Here is an 18,675-nt window from a genome sequence, read left to right on the forward strand (position 1 = left end):
TTGAGATGAAAATTGGCAGATGTTGATCATCTGCCAATTTTTTACTCTTGATAAAGATGATTATAAATTGAATTTTCAAATTGAACTAAAGGCGCTCGCTTGACCTTGTTTTCATTGTTTCCAGTAGAGTATCCATTGATAAACTGCACAAAAGCAATTTTTTCCCCTCTTTCATTTGTGATAAATCCAGCCAAGTTATAAACATTTTTTAACGCCCCTGTTTTAGCGATTATATTTTTCATTAGTGGTTCTTTAATCATGGAACCACGACCACTTAAAGTTCCATCGACACCCGCAATAGGAAAGGTTTCCAATAAACCTAATTGTGCTTCATGTTTTGCGATGTATTCCAGTGCTTGTAGCATGATTTGTGGCGTAATGAGATTATGGCGAGATAAGCCTGAACCATCCGCAATATTGGCATTATTGAATTTTATACCTGCTTTTGACTGTAAAATGTGCATTAGAGTCATTGCACCTAGTTGGAAAGTTGCTGGTCGTTTGTAATATTGGTAGGCGATTGTACGAAATAACGCATCTGCAATTTGATTATCTGATTTTTTCATCATTTTTTTTAATAAATCAGGTAATGGCTTAGATAAATGTTGCGCTAATAAAATCCCTTTTGATGATGAATGCGGTTGCTGGATATTACCGCTAAATTGAATACCAAGGCGAGTCAGTTGACGTGAAATAATAGCAGCAGCATAAGCGTTAGGATCTTGTACCGCAAAGCTAAGACCGAAAGGTTTTGTTTGGCGAGATAAACAACCTTTAATTTGATAGCGATTATTATCATGCACAACAGCATCTAACGTACAATAAGGACTTTCTTCTTTGCTGGCTATACGAACTTGACCAAATACTTGCACAGGATATTGTGCTGGTATATTAAATTTAACTAATTCTCCCGCCGCTTGTGTTGCATCTAAATCTACATAAAAGCAGTTATTGTCTATATTTACCGCAGCTGGTGGGGAATTGAAACACATGGTTAAATCATTCCAAATCCAGCCTAAACCACGATCATGGCCAGCAAAAACTGAAGTATCCAAAATAAGATTACCAGTTATTTTGCTAACTCCTTTTTGTTTGAGTTGAGCAAGCAAATTATAGAGCTGTCCGCTGGTTAAATCTGGATCGCCAGTGAATTTTACAATCAGATCGCCTTTTAATTGTGAGTTTTCTATTTTTCCATTGGTAAGTAAACTCGTTTCAAATTTAAACTGATCACCAAGCGTGAGTTTAGCAGCAAGTGCGGTCAGAACTTTTTGTGTACTAGCTGGCAGCATAAGTGAGTGAGCATTGAATTCAGCTGAAATTCGATTAGTATGCAAATTTTTGGCAATAAAGCCAAGTTGAGCACCTTCAGGTAAATGACCAGAGAGCGCTGTCATATCAACTTGAGCAAGATTATATTGCGAGATAGATAAGCTAAGGGTTAAAAGACCGAGTTTAAATTTAGAAATAAGTTTACACATAATGCGGATTGTAGTTGCTATTTTTTTTAAGACGAACAATAATAGTGCGGTGATATGCAAGAGTAAATGACTTTTGTGAGAATATTTTTTATAAACTACGATATGGTTATTATTTCCATATCGTAGTTTTGTTTTACTTAAAAAAGGAAGTATAAAGCAATGAAACAAATTCCAATGACTGTGCGTGGCGCAGAACAATTAAGAGAAGAATTAGATTTTTTAAAGAATGTACGCCGTCCAGAGATTATTAAAGCAATTGCTGAAGCGCGCGAACATGGCGATTTAAAAGAAAATGCAGAATATCATGCTGCTCGTGAACAACAGGGTTTCTGTGAAGGACGTATCCAAGAAATCGAAGGCAAATTAGCAAATTGCCAAATTATTGATGTCACTAAATTACCTAACAATGGCAAAGTAATTTTTGGTGCAACAGTGGTATTACTCAATACAGATACTGATGAAGAAGTATCTTATCAAATTGTTGGAGATGATGAGGCTGACATTAAAGCTGGTCTAATTTCTGTGAATTCACCCATTGCTCGTGGTTTAATTGGTAAAGAAGTTGATGATACCGTTGTTATCGCTACACCAGGTGGCAAAGTTGAATTTGAGATTATCGAAGTAGAATATAAATAGGGTAGAGGTTTAACAGATAAAAATGGGCTTAAGAGCCCATTTTATTTGCTGTAATTTATTTACGAGGCAATTGAATTTTTGGTTCATCACTTGGACGATAAAGCACAAGAATATGACCTATAGTTTGTACCGCATTTGCTTGAGTTTCACGTACAATTGCATCAATAATCAATTGCTTGGTTTCACGTTCTGCACCAGAAATTTTCACTTTGATTAATTCATGGTGATTTAATGCGTTGTCAATTTCAGCTAAAACCCCTTCTGTTAAACCATTAGCACCTAGCATGACCACAGGACTTAAATGATGTGCTAAACCTTTTAGAAATTGTTTTTGTTTTGTCGATAATGTCATTGGTTATTTATCCTACATAATGAAAAAGTGCGGTCAATTTTATAAAAATAGTTAAATTGACTTGAACTGGAAGATTTTAACCTTATATTGAGCAAACCGCTACAAAATTTAGAAAATTATGGGAAAGAAAAAACGTTCAGCGAGTTCTAGCCGCTGGTTAAATGAACATTTTAAAGATCCTTTTGTGCAAAAGGCACATAAGCAAAAACTGCGCTCCAGAGCCTATTTTAAATTAGATGAAATTCAACAAACAGATCGCTTGTTTAAGCATGGTATGACAGTTGTTGACCTTGGTGCAGCGCCGGGTGGCTGGTCACAATATGTTGTGGGGCAAATTGGCGGTAATGGTCGAGTGATTGCCTGTGATATTTTGGAAATGGATCCCATTGTGGGGGTTGATTTTTTACAAGGCGACTTCCGCGATGAAAAAGTATTACAAGCACTGTTAGAGCGTGTTGGTGAAAAAAAAGTAGATGTAGTGATGTCTGATATGGCTCCAAATTTTAGTGGTATGCCATCAGTGGATATTCCTCGTGCAATGTATTTAGTTGAGCTTGCCCTTGATATGTGTAAACAAGTTTTAGCGACAAAAGGAAGTTTTGTGGTTAAAGTCTTTCAAGGGGAAGGTTTTGATGAATATTTAAAAGAAATTCGCTCATTATTTAACGTGGTTAAAGTGCGTAAACCAGAAGCATCCCGTGGACGTTCTCGTGAGGTTTACATTGTGGCTACGGGTTATAAAGGATAAAAAAGTGACCGCACTTTTTCATTTAATAAATAATGAACAATCAATGTGATAACTTTAAATCCCTATGGATTTATAGTATCTTGTAACAAATTATTAACTACTAAAATATGGAGTTCAAGCCTTGAACGATATGGTGAAAAATCTAGTCCTTTGGATTGTTGTTGCAGTGGTGATGATGACCGCTTATCAAAGTTTTAGCGGAAGTTCATCAAGTAATGCAATTGATTACACTACATTTATTAGTGATGTAGAAAATAACCAAGTTTCAGCTACTAAATTTAATGAAGTAGGTGAAATTTTTGTCACTAAAAAAGATGGTTCAAAATATACAACAGTTCTTCCTACACCTTTAGAAGATCGTAAATTATTAGACGATCTAATTAAGTCAAAGGTAAAAATTGATGGAGCTTTACCAGAGCAACGCAGTTTTCTATCACAAATTTTAATCTCTTGGTTTCCAATGATTTTATTAATTGGGGTTTGGTTCTTCTTTATGCGCCAAATGCAAGGTGGTGGCGGTAAAGCCATGAGCTTTGGTAAAAGCCGAGCCAAGATGCTAACCAAAGAGCAGATTAAAACGACTTTTGCCGATGTTGCCGGCTGTGATGAGGCAAAAGAAGAGGTTGGCGAAATTGTTGATTTCTTACGCGATCCAAGCAAGTTCCAAAAATTGGGCGGTAAAATTCCAAAAGGTATTTTGATGGTGGGACCTCCAGGTACAGGTAAAACCTTACTAGCAAAAGCCATCGCTGGAGAAGCAAAAGTACCATTTTTCACTATTTCAGGTTCTGATTTCGTAGAAATGTTCGTTGGTGTGGGGGCATCTCGTGTTCGTGATATGTTTGAACAAGCTAAGAAAAATGCGCCTTGCTTAATCTTTATTGATGAGATTGATGCGGTTGGTCGTCAGCGTGGAGCTGGTCTTGGCGGTGGACATGATGAACGTGAACAAACCTTGAACCAAATGCTTGTTGAAATGGATGGTTTTGAAGGTAATGAAGGCGTTATTGTTATTGCTGCAACTAACCGCCCTGATGTTTTAGATCCAGCTTTAACTCGTCCAGGCCGTTTTGACCGCCAAGTCGTTGTTGGTTTACCGGATGTGCGCGGTCGTGAACATATTTTAAAAGTTCATATGCGTAAAGTACCTGTGGCAGATGATGTTGATGCAATGACATTAGCTCGTGGTACACCGGGATATTCAGGTGCGGATTTAGCAAATCTTGTGAATGAGGCAGCTTTATTTGCTGCACGCACCAATAAAAAAGTAGTGACCATGTTAGAGTTTGAAAAAGCGAAAGACAAAATCAACATGGGACCTGAACGCCGTACCATGATCATGACAGATAAAGTTAAAGAAAGTACTGCTTATCATGAAGCAGGTCATGCTATTGTGGGTTATTTAGTGCCTGAACATGATCCTGTACATAAAGTGACGATTATTCCTCGTGGGCGTGCTTTAGGGGTAACTTTCTTCTTACCGGAAGGTGACCAAGTTAGCATTAGCCAAAAACAATTAGAAAGTAAACTTTCGACTTTATATGCAGGTCGTTTAGCTGAAGAGCTTATTTATGGCGAAGAAAATATTTCAACGGGTGCTTCTAATGATATTAAAGTAGCAACAAATATTGCTCGTAATATGGTGACTCAATGGGGCTTTTCAGATAAATTAGGTCCAATTTTGTATTCAGAAGATGAAGGCGAAGTGTTCCTTGGACGTTCAATGGCAAAGGCTAAACATATGTCTGATGAAACCGCACATACTATTGATGAAGAAGTAAGAGCAATAGTTAGCCGTAATTACCAAAGAGCAAGACAGTTGCTGATTGATAATATGGATATTTTACATGCAATGAAAGACGCATTAGTAAAATATGAAACGATCGAGGAAGTACAAATCAAACAATTGATGAATAGAGAAGAGGTTACGGCTCCATCAGGTTGGAGTAATAATGAATAAAAATTTACAATTCCCTGTTTATAGTTCTAAAAAAGCCTAGTAGAATTAGATAGTAGAGGATTGTTAATCTATAAAAATATTCATTAAATATGCATAACGTAACCAATATTGTTAAAAATGTTTTCCCAGATACTGAGATAAGTGATACTGAAATCATGTATTTAGGGGGAATGACAAATAAAAACTATATTATCAATATTGATAATACGAAATATGTTCTAAGAGTTCCTGGGGCTATGACTCAGGAACTCATTAATCGTTCTTATGAGTCCATTAATAGTGTTAAGGCTTCAGAAATAAATATTAATGTAGGGACGTATTTCTTTGATGAAAAAACAGGAATAAAAGTAACTTATTTCTTAGAGAATAGCTATTCACTAACCCACCAAAATATTAGAAATTACGACTTTCTAGCTAAAATAGCAAAAAAATTAAAATTGTTACATCAAAGTGCTGTTCAATTTTATAACAGATTCAATGTATTTAATGAGTATAAGCACTATTTTAGCTTATTAAAAAATAAGAATGATTTTTATCAGTATCATCCAGAAATGATAAATGTTATTCACTTATTTGAGTCTCTCTCTGATTATTTTGATGGTCAAAGTATACTACTATCTCCCTGTCATAATGATTTGGTTCCAGAAAATATCTTAATTAAAGATAATGATATTTATTTTATTGATTGGGAATATTCAGGGATGAATGATCCTTTATTTGATATAGCGGCTTTTTTCTTAGAATGTAATCTCAACTTAGATGAGAAAAAATTTTTTCTTAGTAATTATTATCAAGAGAAGATTGATTTTGATGAAGTAATGAAAAAAATTAGCTATTACCAATTTACTCAAGATGTTCTTTGGTTTTTATGGACTTTAATTAAAGAAGAAAATCAAGAAAGCTTTGGTGATTATGCGGAAAATAGAATTTTAAGGGCAATTAAGTTCATGAAAGATATAAAGGAAAGAGGATATTAGTAGATGTTCTTTGCTTACTTTATTGCTTTATTTTCTGGTATTCTATGGGGGGGAGTAACTTTTTTATATTCCTTATTAAATAATAGTTATCCTATCTCTAATAATTCTTCGTTTATATTGATAATCCTCTTTTTTATAGATTTTATCGCTTTTATTTCTGTTTCGTTTTATATTTTCTTTAGAAAGAAGAATAGAATCTCTATACTAACATTAAGCAATAAAGGCATGATTTTTTCTTGCTTAGCGGGTATTTTGAGTGCCTCAGCAATGCTTTGCTATTTATTTGCTATCAGCACAATGAATTCTAGTTATATAGCTTCAATTTCAGCGCTGTATCCAATAATAGGAGCTACTTTCTCATATGTTCTTCTAAAAGAAAAATTATCTAGATATGCTAAATATGGCTTTTTAATTGCTATTTTTTGCTCTGCTTTACTGAGCTATCAATATGATAACGAATTTTATATATTAGGTGGAGTTTTAGCTCTTTGTACGGCATTCGGATGGGGAATAGAAATTGCAGTTTCAGGATATGCCATGAGATATTTAAAATTTCATTATGTTTATCTCTTTCGTCAGCTTAGTTCAAGTATCTTATATTTAGCATCATTTTTAACTCTTTTCTATATTAAAAAAGATATTCCAGATGGTATAAATTTCAATATCAAATTTATATTGTTAGGTATTATCTCTTTCTCAATTATTTCTTATTATCTTTATTATAGGGCTATATACTATATTAAACCCATAAGAGCAATGATATTAAATATAACTTATGGTGTATGGGTTGTCGTTTTTGAATATTTTTTTTCTAATTCCAATATATCTATCTCTCATATTTTATTGTCATTAGGTATTGTTTTAGGTTGCGTCTTTGTATTAAGGGAGAATGTATGAATGCAATAATATTAGCTGCTGGGCTTGGTAGCCGTTTAAAAGAAATAACTAAAAATAAACATAAAGCTTTATTACCTGTAGATAATATTCCAAATATTGAAAGGACTATCTTATATTTACATGAGGCAGGTATAAAGGATATCTTTATTGTTACAGGATATTTAAAAGAACAATTTGATTATTTAAGGGATAAATATAATTGTAATTTAATATATAATGATAAATTTATTGAATATAATAATGTATATTCATTTTATTTAGCAAAAGATTATTTTTCAGATACTTATGTGATTGATTCAGATGTTATTTTAACAAGAAATATTTTCCTTGAAAAGTTAAATAGAAGCTCTTATTTCGTTATTAAAAGACCTATTTCTGAAGATAATGAATGGATCCCAGAATGTGATAATAATGATCGAGTTATAAACATGAGGATTAGCAATGATGTAAAAGCTAGTTTATTAGGTGTGTCCTATTGGAATAAAAAGGATGCAACTAAAATCAAAGAAAAATTAGAAAAATATAACTCGAAAGATAATTTAACCAATTCAAAGTTATATTGGGATAATATTCCAATTAGTATGTTAGATGACTTAAACATAGGTGTTTTCAATCTTAATGAAAATGATGCGTTTGAAGTAGATAAGTTAGAACATTATTATTTTGCACTTAATAATATAAACTCTAGAGGTATAGTATGATAAAGGGTAAAAATATATCTTTAAAAGAATTACAAATGATTTCTTTAAATATTTTAGAGTATTTTCATAATATATGTGAGGAGCATAATATAAAATATTCTCTAGGTGGGGGTACATTAATTGGTGCAATTAGACATCAAGGATTTATTCCTTGGGATGATGATATTGATGTCTATATGTTATGGAGTGAGTATCAAAAGTTTGTATCAGTTTGGAATAAATTCAATCATGATTATTATCAATTATCTCCTATTGAAACTTTTGATGGCGATGTTGCTGGAGAAATGGCTAAAATTTATGATATGAGAACATATTTGGCGGAGAGACATAGATCAAGTCATATATTTATTGATATTTTTGTTTTAGATTATGTGCCTAGTGATTTAGATCTTTTGTATAAATCCATGAAAAAGCATCGTAGATTAAAACTAAGATTTAGTTCCTTAAAGAAACGTTTTTATCGAGCCAAAGATAATAGTCTAATGAAAAAAATATTTGGTAAATTAGCACAATTCTTTTATCAAAAAATGCAAACTAATTTGAGTTGGTTAAGAGAAAATTATAATGAAAAGAATAGTGAAAATATTGGACTTTTTTTATCTGATTATGGTGGTTGGCAAAAATCTTATATGCCCAAAGAATATTTTTCTAAATTTGAAAAAGTGAAATTTGAAGATAAATATTTTTATGTAACAAAAAATTATCATGAACATTTAACAGATTATTACGGTAACTATATGCAGTTGCCTCCAGAAAATGAGAGAATGCCAAAACATGGAACATGGAACATGGAATGTATATTGGAAGGAATAAGTCAAGAGAAATTTTTATGATTTATTCTTCATCTAAATTTTATTTGAAAGCAAATAATAGAACGTTAGATCTTTCTTCCCCTAAAATTATGGGTATTCTAAATTTCACCCCAGATTCTTTTTCTGATAAAGGACAATTTTTTCAGTTAGATAAAGCAATTATTCAAGTGGAAAAAATGTTGAAAGCGGGTGCTTCGATTATTGATATTGGCGGTGAATCTACTCGTCCCAATGCTGAAGAAGTCAGCTTAGCACAAGAGTTAGATCGTGTGGTTCCTTTGGTTGAGGCGGTAAGAAAACGTTTTGATTGCTGGATTTCAGTGGATACTTCTAAAGCGGAAGTGATGTTGGAAAGTGCTAAAGTTGGCATGGATTTGATCAATGATATTCGTGCACTACAAGGGCCAAAGGCATTGGAAACAGCGGTAAAATTAGGCTTGCCAACTTGTATTATGCATATGCAAGGACAACCTCGTACTATGCAACAGAACCCACAATATGGTGATGTAGTGCAAGAAGTATTAGAATTTTTGCAAAATCGCACCGCACTTTGTTTGCAAGCTGGGATAAAAAAAGAAAATATCATTTGGGATCCTGGGTTTGGTTTTGGTAAAACAGTGCAACATAATTACAAGTTATTACAGCAACTTAGCCAATTTTGCCAGCAAGGTGTTCCTGTACTAGCGGGTTTATCGCGTAAATCAATGATTGGTGCTGTGTTGGATAAGCCTGTGGATCAGCGAGTGATGGGCAGTGTTACAGGTGCATTACTTGCCGCAATGAATGGTGCAAGAATCTTGCGCGTACATGATGTCGCTGAAACGCAAGATGTATTGAAAATTTGGCAGGCAACAGAGCATGCTTAGAAAGGATCTAATAAAAATTCATTTTATAACAATAAATAATAAGTGTTTTCCACTTATTTGATGAATAATCAAGGAATAAAAAATGGCAGAACGTAAATATTTTGGAACTGATGGCGTGCGTGGCAGAGTAGGAACTTATCCAATAACTCCTGATTTTGCACTTAAGTTAGGTTGGGCTGCTGGTAAAGTATTAGCAACTCAAGGCACAGGTCGAGTTTTAATTGGAAAAGATACGCGTATTTCTGGCTATATGTTGGAATCGGCATTAGAGGCTGGTTTGGCAGCAGCAGGATTATCTGTCGCTTTTACTGGACCGATCCCAACACCAGCAATTGCTTATCTTACCCGTACTTTTCGTGCTGAAGCAGGGATTGTAATTTCTGCGTCCCATAACCCTTTCTATGATAATGGAATTAAATTTTTCTCTGCTCAAGGAACAAAATTGCCTGATGATATAGAAGAAGCTATTGAAACTATGTTAGAGCAACCAATGGACTGTGTTGAGTCTGCTCAATTAGGACGTGCAAGTCGTATTAATGATGTAACAGGTCGTTATATTGAATTTTGTAAAAGTACTTTCCCAGCACATTTAAGTTTAGAAAAATATAAGATTGTTGTGGATTGTGCAAATGGTGCAACTTACCATATTGCACCAAACGTAATGCGTGAGCTTGGTGCTGAAGTGATCGAAATCGGTACTCAGCCAAATGGTATGAATATTAATGAAAAGTGCGGTGCAACAGATATTAAAGCACTACAAGATAAGGTATTAGAAACCAAAGCTGATGTTGGTTTAGCCTATGACGGTGATGGTGATCGCTTAATTATGGTTGATCATTTAGGTAATAAAGTTGATGGTGATCAGATTTTATTTATTATCGCTCGTGAGGCATTGCGTTCTGGTAACTTAAAAGGTGGTGTAGTAGGAACCTTAATGAGCAATATGAGCTTAGAGTTAGCCTTAAAACAATTGGGTATTCCATTTGTGCGAGCTAATGTTGGCGACCGCTACGTGTTGGAAAAAATGCAAGAAAAAGGTTGGAAATTTGGTGGTGAAAACTCAGGTCATATCATTATTGCAGATAAGAATACAACGGGAGATGGCGTGATTACTTCCTTAGCTGTACTCGCAGCCATGGTTCAACACCGATTTTCCTTACATGAATTGGCAAGTGCGGTGGAATTATTTCCACAAGTGTTAATCAACGTATGCTTTACAGGTGGAACAAATCCACTGGAAAGTGATGCGGTAAAATCAATTGCGACAGAAGTTGAGCAACAGCTGATAGGTAAAGGCAGAATTTTATTGCGCAAATCTGGGACGGAGCCGTTAATTCGAGTTATGGTGGAATGTGAAGATGCCGAATTAGCCCAACTTAGTGCTGAAAAAATTGCTGATGCAGTGCGAGCAAATTAAGTGTAAGAAAATAATGAAAATATTTGTAATGCGCCATGGCGAAGCAGAAGTCATGGCAAAGTCAGACAAAGAACGCTGTTTAACCTCAAGAGGACAGTTACAAGCCACAGAGCAGGGAAACTGGTTAAAAACAGTAATGCCTGATTTTGATAAGGTGCTGGTCAGCCCTTATACAAGAGCGCTAGAAACTTTTGCCAAAATTGATGCAGTTTATCAGCATCAATTAAGTGCAAAACAGGAAATTTGGGATGCTATTACGCCTTACAGTAGCAGTAGTTTAGTTGTCGATTATTTATCCGTATTAGCAGAACAAGGCGTTAATACTGTTTTAATTGTTTCACATTTACCTTTAGTGGGCGAAATTGTGACGGAATTATGCCAAAGACGCAGTCCAGTGAGTTTTTATCCTTCAACGATTGCTGGCATGCAATGGGATTGTGAGCAATGTGCGGTGGTTACGGAGATAAAATATCCAGAGTAGTGTGCAAAATAACGATTTCTTGTCTGCTTTTCTCTTTTCCATTAGCGTTACTTTACCTACATTGTTAATGCTGATTTTAGGTATCGCTTTGAGAGCAAGACGCATAATTGATGATCGTTTTAGCGGACAAGCAACTAAGATTATTTTTAATATTACGCTGCTGTCGCCCGTGTCCTCACGGGTGACTAAAACTCCTAAAATTACCACCGCTCTTTGCGGCAAAAAAACAAAGCACCAGTGAGGACACTGGCGCTATCGTTGTGCGCTATTTTTGCGTTATTGTTGCTTTAAATAATCCTTTCGTTTTTATTTGATTTTGCTATTATTCGGCAACTTCCAAATGATGACTTTAATTTTAAGCAAAATAACACCGCACTTTTCTTGTGTTTGTCATAACCTAGGTTCAAAGTGCGGTTTAAATTTATTAATCAATGCAACAAATTATTCAAACATTCGCCAATAACGGTGCATTAAGTGAAAAGATCAAAGATTTTCGTTCTCGTACCGAACAAGTGGAAATGGCAAAAGCAGTTTGGCGTGCAATTAGTCAAAAAAGCACTTTAGTTGTAGAGGCTGGCACAGGAACTGGGAAAACTTTTGCATATCTAGCTCCAGTTTTATTAGCTAAAAAGAAAACCATTATTTCCACGGGCTCCAAAAATCTACAAGACCAACTCTTCAGCCGAGATCTTCCGGTCATCAAAAAAGCCTTGAATTACAGCGGAAAAATAGCCTTGCTAAAAGGGCGAGCTAATTATTTATGCTTGGAGCGTTTAGATCAGCTTATTGCCCAAGGCGTACTGGGTAATAGGGACGTGCTAGCAGATTTAGCTAAGGTGCGCAAATGGAATAATGCAACCAAAACAGGCGATTTGACTGAATGTGTGGAGTTGGCGGAAGATAGTCCCATTTTGCCACAATTAACAAGCACGGTAGAAAGTTGTTTGGGAACAGATTGCCCTAATTATGCCGATTGTTATGTTGCTTTGGCTCGTAAAAAAGCACTAAATGCTGATTTAGTTGTTGTTAATCACCATTTATTTTTTGCTGATATGGCGGTAAAAGAGAGTGGTTTTGGTGAATTAATCCCTCAAGCTGAAGTGATTATTTTTGATGAAGCACATCAACTTCCCGATATTGCCAGTCAATATTTTGGGCAAAGTATTACTTCTCGCCAATTTTTTGATTTATGCAAAGATATTAATATTGTTTACCGCACAGAAGTCAAAGATATGGCACAGCTTGGTGTCGCATCTGATACTTTATTAAAAGTGGTGCAAGATTTTCGTATATTGCTCAGTGAGGGAAATTCACGGGGAAATTGGCGTGAAATGCTTGCCCAAAGTGCGGTGGAAAAATCTTTTAATTTATTACAAGAAAAATTAGATTTTACCGCCGAGGTTATTAAGTTAGGCTTAGGTCGTTCGCAAACGTTAGACAGTATTTTTGAGCGAGTTATTCAACTAAAAACTATGTTACAACGCTTACGGGAAACCGATGTGGTAGGATTTTGTTACTGGTTTGAAACAATAGGGCGACAATTTGGTTTACATATTACGCCTTTAACTGTGGCGGATAAATTTGGTGAACAAATGAAATCTCGCCAAACTGCTTGGATTTTTACTTCTGCAACTTTGGAAGTTGCTGGTACTTTTGATCATTTTTGTCAACGTTTAGGTATTGAAAATGCCGAACAGCAAGTGTTGCCTAGCCCATTTAATTATCCTGAGCAAGCGCTATTTTGCGTGCCTCGTTACTTGCCGGCTACAAATCAAAGTAAGACGCTAAACCAATTAGCTGAAATGTTATTGCCCGTTATCGAAAGTAATAAAGGGCGCTGTTTTGTGCTTTGTACCTCTTATTTGATGATGAAAGGCTTGGCGGAATATTTTCGTGAACATAGTCAATTAAGTATTTTGCTGCAAGGCGAAACTTCAAAAGGAAAATTACTTGAGCAATTTATTCAAGAAGATCATTCCGTCCTAGTGGCTACTTCGAGTTTTTGGGAGGGGGTTGATGTGCGTGGAGATGCGTTATCTTTAGTGATCATTGATAAATTACCTTTTACTGCACCTGATGAGCCTTTACTTAAAGCGAGAATTGAAGATTGTCGTTTACAAGGGGGAGAGCCTTTCAACGATATTCAAATTCCAGAGGCAGTAATTGCCTTAAAACAAGGTGTAGGGCGTTTAATTCGTGATGTCACAGATCGAGGTGCGGTAATTATTTGTGACAGCCGATTAGTGACCAGACCTTACGGCGAGATCTTTTTGCGCAGTTTGCCTAATGCAAAACGTACCCGAGATTTAAACAAAGTGGTACAATTCTTGGCGGAAATTAACAAGGAAAAATAACAGAATTATGACAACTTTATTAGCAATTGATACATCAACAGAAGCCTGTTCTGTCGCCTTATTACACAAAGGGGAGTTCACTCATTTTGACGAGTTCGCACAACGCACCCATACGAAACGTATTTTACCCATGATAGATGAGATTTTAACGCAGTCTGGTATTCAGTTAAATCAGCTCGATGCACTGGTATTTGGGCGTGGGCCAGGAAGTTTTACGGGAGTGCGTGTTGGCGCTGGAATTGCTCAAGGTTTGGCTTTGGGGGCAGATTTACCAGTAATTGCGATTTCTAATTTAACCACAATGGCGCAACAGGCCTATGAGCAATATGGTGCCGAACAGGTATTGTGTGCAATTGATGCGAGAATGAATGAAGTGTATTTTAGCCAGCTAAGAGCGGAAAAAGTGCGGTTGGAAAATACGGAGTTTATGCAATGGCAAGAACTCATCAATGAGCAAGTTTGTTCGCCACTGCAGGCTTTAGCACAATTACAAGATATTCCAGCAGAGCACTGGATAACCGTAGGTACAGGTTGGAATGCTTATGCAGAATTTAGTGTTGCAGGACTGGGCGAAAATACGCAAATCCACTTGCCTTCGGCACGCTATATGCTTTCCCTTGCATTACCTTATTATCATCAAAAACAATGGATAAGTGCGGTGGAAATTGAGCCAGTTTATTTGCGTAATGAAGTGACTTGGAAGAAATTGCCAGGGCGTGAATAATGCCTAATTTGAGGAGCAAATCAAATGAAAAATAGCTTTTTTTTATTGAGTATTTTTTTCTTAACCGCTTGTATCTCAGCACCACAAGGGTTAGAGCGAGATAAGTATGAGATCCAAAATTTAGCGCAAGTCAATGAAGAGATTCTGCAATGTCATTGCAAGCAAGCCCGTTTAGGTGGAAAAGTCATCAAGGCGACAGCATTACAAAATAAAATGAAAATTGAAGTGTTGAGTTTACCGATTTTAACTTTTTCGGGAAGACCAGAGTTAGAAGGACAAACAAACGGACGTTTCATTGCCTATCTTGATGGCTTTATTGATCCAGAAAGTTTAAAAGATCAATATATTACGATGGGCGGTTTTCTAAAGGGCGCTGAAAAAGGAAAAATTGATCAAGCGGATTATATTTACCCTATTTTACAAGGAAAAGATTACCGCATTTGGCAGCTTGCTCAAGAATATTATTATGATCCAGAAGATTTAGCCGATTTTTATGAAAGTCGACGTCGTTGGGGATTTGGTGGTTTTTGGCGGCCCGAACCTCGTTTACGTTATGTTTTATATTAGGCGTGAAGGCGAGTTTAGCTCGCCTTTTTCTCTTTTTATGGCTGATTTTACTTGGATTAAGTGGGATTTATTTGGAGAAATAAATCCGCCAAAAGCCAAAAATTAAAGTATAATGCAAGCCAATTTTTCACAAGAAAATAGTAAAAAAGACTGAAAATCTCATTGATTGAAAAGGATAAATACCATGCAAAAACCTTGGTTTCAAAATTACCCAGAAGGTTCACCATTTGAGCTGGATACGTCAAAATATGAAAACTTATTAGATATGTTTGATAAAGCTATTCGTGAGCATCCAGATCGTCCTGCTTATGTGAACATGGGGCAAGTTTTAACTTTCCGTAAATTAGAAGAACGTAGCCGAGCTTTTGCTGCTTATTTACAAAATGAATTGAAATTAAAACGTGGTGATCGTGTTGCATTGATGATGCCCAATTTATTGCAATATCCAATCGTATTATTTGGGATTTTGCGTGCGGGTTTGGTAGTAGTGAATGTAAATCCACTTTATACGCCACGTGAACTTGAACATCAGTTACAAGATAGTGGCGCAACAGCCATTGTGATTGTGTCAAATTTTGCCTCAACTTTAGAAAAAGTGGTTTTCAATACCAATATTAAGCACGTTATTTTAACTAGAATGGGCGATCAGCTTTCTTTTGGTAAACGCACTTTAGTTAATTTTGTGGTGAAATATGTGAAAAAATTAGTACCAAAATATAAGCTACCAAGTGCGGTCACATTTCGTGAAGTTTTAGCAGTGGGCAAAAATCGCCAATATGTGCGCCCACAAGTAGAGCGCACTGATTTAGCCTTTTTGCAATATACAGGTGGCACAACTGGCGTGGCAAAAGGAGCGATGTTGAGCCATGGTAATATCATCACAAATATTTTCCAAGCCGCTTGGATTGCACTGCCGTTTGTGGGTGATCATAAAAAAGAACGTAAAGCTATCATTGCTTTACCGCTTTATCATGTATTCGCTTTAACGGTAAACTGTTTGCTCTTTATTGAATTAGGTATCACAGCAGTGTTAATTACCAATCCTCGTGATATTGATGGTTTTGTTAAAGAGTTGAAAAAGCATCGTTTTGTCGCACTAACAGGTGTAAATACTTTATTTAATGCGTTATTGAACAATGAAAACTTTAAAGAAGTTGATTTTTCTACGCTGAAATTGTCTGTTGGCGGTGGTATGGCTATTCAACAGTCTGTGGCTACGCGTTGGCATGAATTAACAGGTTGCAATATTATCGAAGGTTATGGCATGACTGAATGTTCGCCTTTAATTGCTGCTTGCCCAATTAATGTGGTTAAACACAACGGCACTATTGGTGTTCCTGTACCAAATACCGATATTAAGATTGTTAAAGATGACGGCACTTTGGCTGAACTTGGCGAACCGGGCGAACTTTGGGTTAAAGGCGAGCAAGTTATGCAGGGATATTGGCAACGTCCAGAAGCTACCGCCGAGGTATTGAAAGATGGCTGGATGGCAACAGGCGATGTGGTAATCATGGATGAAACTTATAGTTTGCGTATTGTGGATCGTAAAAAAGATATGATTATCGTATCTGGTTTTAATGTTTATCCAAATGAAATTGAAGATGTCGTTATGCTTAACTATAAAGTCGCAGAAGTAGTTGCTATTGGCGTTCCTCATGAAGTTTCCGGAGAAACAATTAAAATTTTCGTAGTGAAAGATGATAGTTTAACTCGTGATGAATTACGTCAACATTGTCGCCAGCACCTTACAGGTTACAAAATCCCGAAAGATATTGAATTCCGTGATGAATTACCAAAAACTAATGTAGGTAAAATTTTGCGTCGAGTCTTGCGTGATGAAGAGCTCGCAAAACGTTCGCAAAGCTAAATATTAAGTGGGCGATCAATCAATCGCCCATTTCTTTTTTGTTTCCTATTTAATAGATAAGAAGTATGTCTGTTTTAATAAAAGAAGTCCAAAATCCACCGCACTTTCAATTGATTACAACAAATGCTCAATTATTTGAGGTTTGTCAACAAGCACAGCAAAAGACTGTTGTTGCACTAGATACTGAGTTTGTTCGTACAAGAAGTTTTTATCCTAAATTGGGGTTAATCCAACTTTATGATGGTGAACAAGTTAGCTTAATTGATCCTCTTGAAATTAGTGACTTCTCGCCTTTTATTCAGCTGTTGTCTAATCAAAAAGTAATTAAAGTATTACACGCTTGTGGTGAAGATTTAGAAGTTTTTCAGCATTATTTTCAACAATTACCAACGCCAATGCTCGATACGCAAATTATGGCTGCCTTTTTGCAGCATGGAAGCTCCATAGGGTTTTCCACATTGCTGAAACACTATTTTGCATTAGAAATTGATAAAGGAGCTTCTCGAACGAATTGGCTGACTCGTCCTCTGTCTAAAATACAATTGCATTATGCGGTAGCTGATGTATGGTATTTATTGCCACTGTTTCAACGCATGCAACAAGCTCTCGCTCAAACACCTTGGCAAAGTGCGGTAGAAAATGACTGCGAAATTTTGCTAGAAAAATACAAGCAAATAAAAGATAGTCAAAATGCTTATTTTTCTGTCTCTGGTGCTTGGAAGTTAAATTCACAGGAATTGATGCGCTTGAAATTACTGGCTAAATGGCGCCAAGAAGAAGCAATCAAAAGGGATCTTGCATTAAATTTTGTTGTGCGAGCAGAACATTTGATTGCCGTTGCTCAACACAATCCAAAGCACATCTCAGAGCTTTTATCCATAGGCTTGGATCCGCAAGAGATTCGTATTCATGGCAAAAAAATATTAAAAATATTAGAAAAAGCGAAAAGAGTTGCAAAGCATGATTATCCAGTCCCTATTTTGCGTGTTTCTAACGATCCTCGTTATCGTATAGTCATTAAATTGTTACAAACTAAATTACAAGAAATCACTCCACAGGGTCTACCAACGAAGGTTTTATCCAGCAAACGTATGTTAGATCAACTGATAAAATGGTGTTGGATTAAGCAACAAGATCCTAATGATTTACCCGATTTACTTTGTGGTTGGCGTAGAAAATATGGATTGTTATTGTTAGAAGTTTTAAATTTTTAATTTAAAACATGCTAGAGAATTTTTTCTAGCATGCCTAAAATTTAATGAAAAAGTGACCGCAGATTATAATTTTTCAAAAGGCTTATGTAGTGCTTTTTGTATTCTTTTAATATTAGCACTTAATTTATCTTTGCAACTGAGTTGATTATATAAAAGGCGAAATGCTTTATTTTTCTTTATGGTACGCTGTTTGGTATATCCTCTAGGGTGTCCATCATTTATTTCTGATAATTCTGATATTGTTGGAGCTGGTTCTACTAAATTGGCATTTAAACAATATAAATCAACCGCACTTAGCCAATAATAAAATTTGAACGCATCAATTTCAAATTTAATTGGTGTTTGAATTGTTAAAATATTTTCCGCAGCTTTTCGATTGATTACATATCCATAAGCATAAAATAAATTATGAGCAGAGAAGACAGAAATATTGCAAGTTTGGAAATCTTTTATTTTCTTCTTTTTGTAAATACTATTAAACAAAACAAGAATAGAGGGTTTTTCTAAAGAGGAAATGAAATCTGTGATTTCATTGATAAGATCGGGAGTAAATTTATCAGAAAAAACAATATCATCTTCAAAAAAAAAGCAGATATGATTTGCTGATTGCTGATTGCT

At 35.6% G+C, this 18,675-nt stretch carries 20 protein-coding genes; 17 read left to right on the forward strand and 3 right to left on the reverse strand.

The features are described from left to right. Window positions 1-41 precede the first annotated feature (41 nt). Window positions 42-1,481 carry a serine-type D-Ala-D-Ala carboxypeptidase gene (gene dacB / locus B0186_RS06925; RefSeq protein ID WP_078218649.1) on the reverse strand — a complete coding sequence of 480 codons (1,440 nt, stop codon included), beginning with the start codon at window positions 1,479-1,481 and terminating at the stop codon, window positions 42-44. Window positions 1,482-1,640: 159 nt separating this feature from the next. Here dacB and greA point away from each other — a divergent pair, with 159 nt between their 5' ends. Beyond that, entirely contained in the window at window positions 1,641-2,117 is a 477-nt protein-coding gene (greA, locus tag B0186_RS06930; RefSeq protein ID WP_078218650.1) for a transcription elongation factor GreA, read from the forward strand. A gap of 55 nt (window positions 2,118-2,172) precedes the next feature. Here the strand turns inward: greA and yhbY are convergent, their stop codons facing one another. Continuing rightward, window positions 2,173-2,469, reverse strand: a complete 297-nt coding sequence (gene yhbY, locus B0186_RS06935) for a ribosome assembly RNA-binding protein YhbY (protein ID WP_078218651.1) — start codon at window positions 2,467-2,469, stop codon at window positions 2,173-2,175. Window positions 2,470-2,587: 118 nt separating this feature from the next. On the opposite strand from yhbY, the gene rlmE reads away from it, so the two are divergent. The 16 genes from rlmE to rnd all read left to right on the forward strand — a co-directional run bounded on the left by rlmE (window position 2,588) and on the right by rnd (window position 18,057). Then, window positions 2,588-3,217 carry a 23S rRNA (uridine(2552)-2'-O)-methyltransferase RlmE gene (gene rlmE, locus B0186_RS06940; RefSeq protein ID WP_078218652.1) on the forward strand — a complete coding sequence of 210 codons (630 nt, stop codon included), beginning with the start codon at window positions 2,588-2,590 and terminating at the stop codon, window positions 3,215-3,217. Between the two features lie 121 nt (window positions 3,218-3,338). Continuing rightward, complete coding sequence (gene ftsH, locus B0186_RS06945; RefSeq protein WP_078218653.1) at window positions 3,339-5,177, forward strand: ATP-dependent zinc metalloprotease FtsH; 1,839 nt, start codon at window positions 3,339-3,341, stop codon at window positions 5,175-5,177. A gap of 89 nt (window positions 5,178-5,266) precedes the next feature. Then, window positions 5,267-6,154: a choline kinase family protein gene (locus B0186_RS06950; RefSeq protein ID WP_235817197.1), complete on the forward strand. Its 888-nt coding sequence runs from the start codon at window positions 5,267-5,269 to the stop codon at window positions 6,152-6,154. Window positions 6,155-6,157: 3 nt separating this feature from the next. Beyond that, entirely contained in the window at window positions 6,158-7,051 is an 894-nt protein-coding gene (locus B0186_RS06955) for a DMT family transporter (protein ID WP_078218654.1), read from the forward strand. Beyond that, the gene (locus B0186_RS06960) at window positions 7,048-7,752 is read left to right on the forward strand and encodes an NTP transferase domain-containing protein (RefSeq protein ID WP_078218655.1); all 705 of its coding nucleotides are present in this window, start codon (window positions 7,048-7,050) and stop codon (window positions 7,750-7,752) included. The genes B0186_RS06955 and B0186_RS06960 overlap by 4 nt, the downstream gene beginning before the upstream one ends. Then, window positions 7,749-8,585, forward strand: coding sequence for a LicD family protein (locus B0186_RS06965; protein WP_078218656.1), 837 nt, complete (start codon window positions 7,749-7,751; stop codon window positions 8,583-8,585). Before B0186_RS06960 ends, B0186_RS06965 begins: the two co-directional genes overlap by 4 nt. Then, window positions 8,582-9,430 carry a dihydropteroate synthase gene (folP, locus tag B0186_RS06970; RefSeq protein WP_078218657.1) on the forward strand — a complete coding sequence of 283 codons (849 nt, stop codon included), beginning with the start codon at window positions 8,582-8,584 and terminating at the stop codon, window positions 9,428-9,430. The genes B0186_RS06965 and folP overlap by 4 nt, the downstream gene beginning before the upstream one ends. An 82-nt stretch (window positions 9,431-9,512) precedes the next feature. Continuing rightward, window positions 9,513-10,847: a phosphoglucosamine mutase gene (glmM, locus tag B0186_RS06975; RefSeq protein ID WP_078218658.1), complete on the forward strand. Its 1,335-nt coding sequence runs from the start codon at window positions 9,513-9,515 to the stop codon at window positions 10,845-10,847. A gap of 13 nt (window positions 10,848-10,860) precedes the next feature. Next, on the forward strand, window positions 10,861-11,328 hold the full coding sequence (gene sixA, locus B0186_RS06980; protein WP_078218659.1) for a phosphohistidine phosphatase SixA: 468 nt from the start codon (window positions 10,861-10,863) through the stop codon (window positions 11,326-11,328). Window position 11,329: 1 nt separating this feature from the next. After that, window positions 11,330-11,569 carry a hypothetical protein gene (locus B0186_RS11675; protein WP_158077970.1) on the forward strand — a complete coding sequence of 80 codons (240 nt, stop codon included), beginning with the start codon at window positions 11,330-11,332 and terminating at the stop codon, window positions 11,567-11,569. A gap of 99 nt (window positions 11,570-11,668) precedes the next feature. Then, the gene (locus tag B0186_RS12145) at window positions 11,669-11,791 is read left to right on the forward strand and encodes a hypothetical protein (protein WP_268875286.1); all 123 of its coding nucleotides are present in this window, start codon (window positions 11,669-11,671) and stop codon (window positions 11,789-11,791) included. Then, a complete protein-coding gene (locus B0186_RS06985) occupies window positions 11,760-13,682 on the forward strand; it encodes an ATP-dependent DNA helicase (protein WP_078218660.1) in 1,923 nt (640 codons plus the stop codon). The genes B0186_RS12145 and B0186_RS06985 overlap by 32 nt, the downstream gene beginning before the upstream one ends. 7 nt (window positions 13,683-13,689) lie before the next feature. Further along, on the forward strand, window positions 13,690-14,406 hold the full coding sequence (gene tsaB, locus B0186_RS06990; RefSeq protein WP_172459656.1) for a tRNA (adenosine(37)-N6)-threonylcarbamoyltransferase complex dimerization subunit type 1 TsaB: 717 nt from the start codon (window positions 13,690-13,692) through the stop codon (window positions 14,404-14,406). A gap of 24 nt (window positions 14,407-14,430) precedes the next feature. Then, entirely contained in the window at window positions 14,431-14,973 is a 543-nt protein-coding gene (locus B0186_RS06995) for a Slp family lipoprotein (protein WP_078218662.1), read from the forward strand. A gap of 184 nt (window positions 14,974-15,157) precedes the next feature. Further along, window positions 15,158-16,843 (forward strand): long-chain-fatty-acid--CoA ligase FadD, encoded by a 1,686-nt coding sequence (fadD, locus tag B0186_RS07000; protein ID WP_078218663.1) that lies wholly within the window; start codon window positions 15,158-15,160, stop codon window positions 16,841-16,843. Window positions 16,844-16,908: 65 nt separating this feature from the next. Beyond that, window positions 16,909-18,057, forward strand: coding sequence for a ribonuclease D (gene rnd / locus B0186_RS07005; protein WP_078218664.1), 1,149 nt, complete (start codon window positions 16,909-16,911; stop codon window positions 18,055-18,057). Between the two features lie 63 nt (window positions 18,058-18,120). On the opposite strand, the gene B0186_RS11680 is transcribed toward rnd, so the two are convergent. After that, window positions 18,121-18,651 carry a glycosyltransferase family 25 protein gene (locus B0186_RS11680; RefSeq protein WP_235817198.1) on the reverse strand — a complete coding sequence of 177 codons (531 nt, stop codon included), beginning with the start codon at window positions 18,649-18,651 and terminating at the stop codon, window positions 18,121-18,123. Between the last annotated feature and the right edge of the window lie 24 nt (window positions 18,652-18,675).

Source organism: Canicola haemoglobinophilus, from assembly GCF_002015075.1.
Taxonomy (GTDB): domain Bacteria; phylum Pseudomonadota; class Gammaproteobacteria; order Enterobacterales; family Pasteurellaceae; genus Canicola; species Canicola haemoglobinophilus.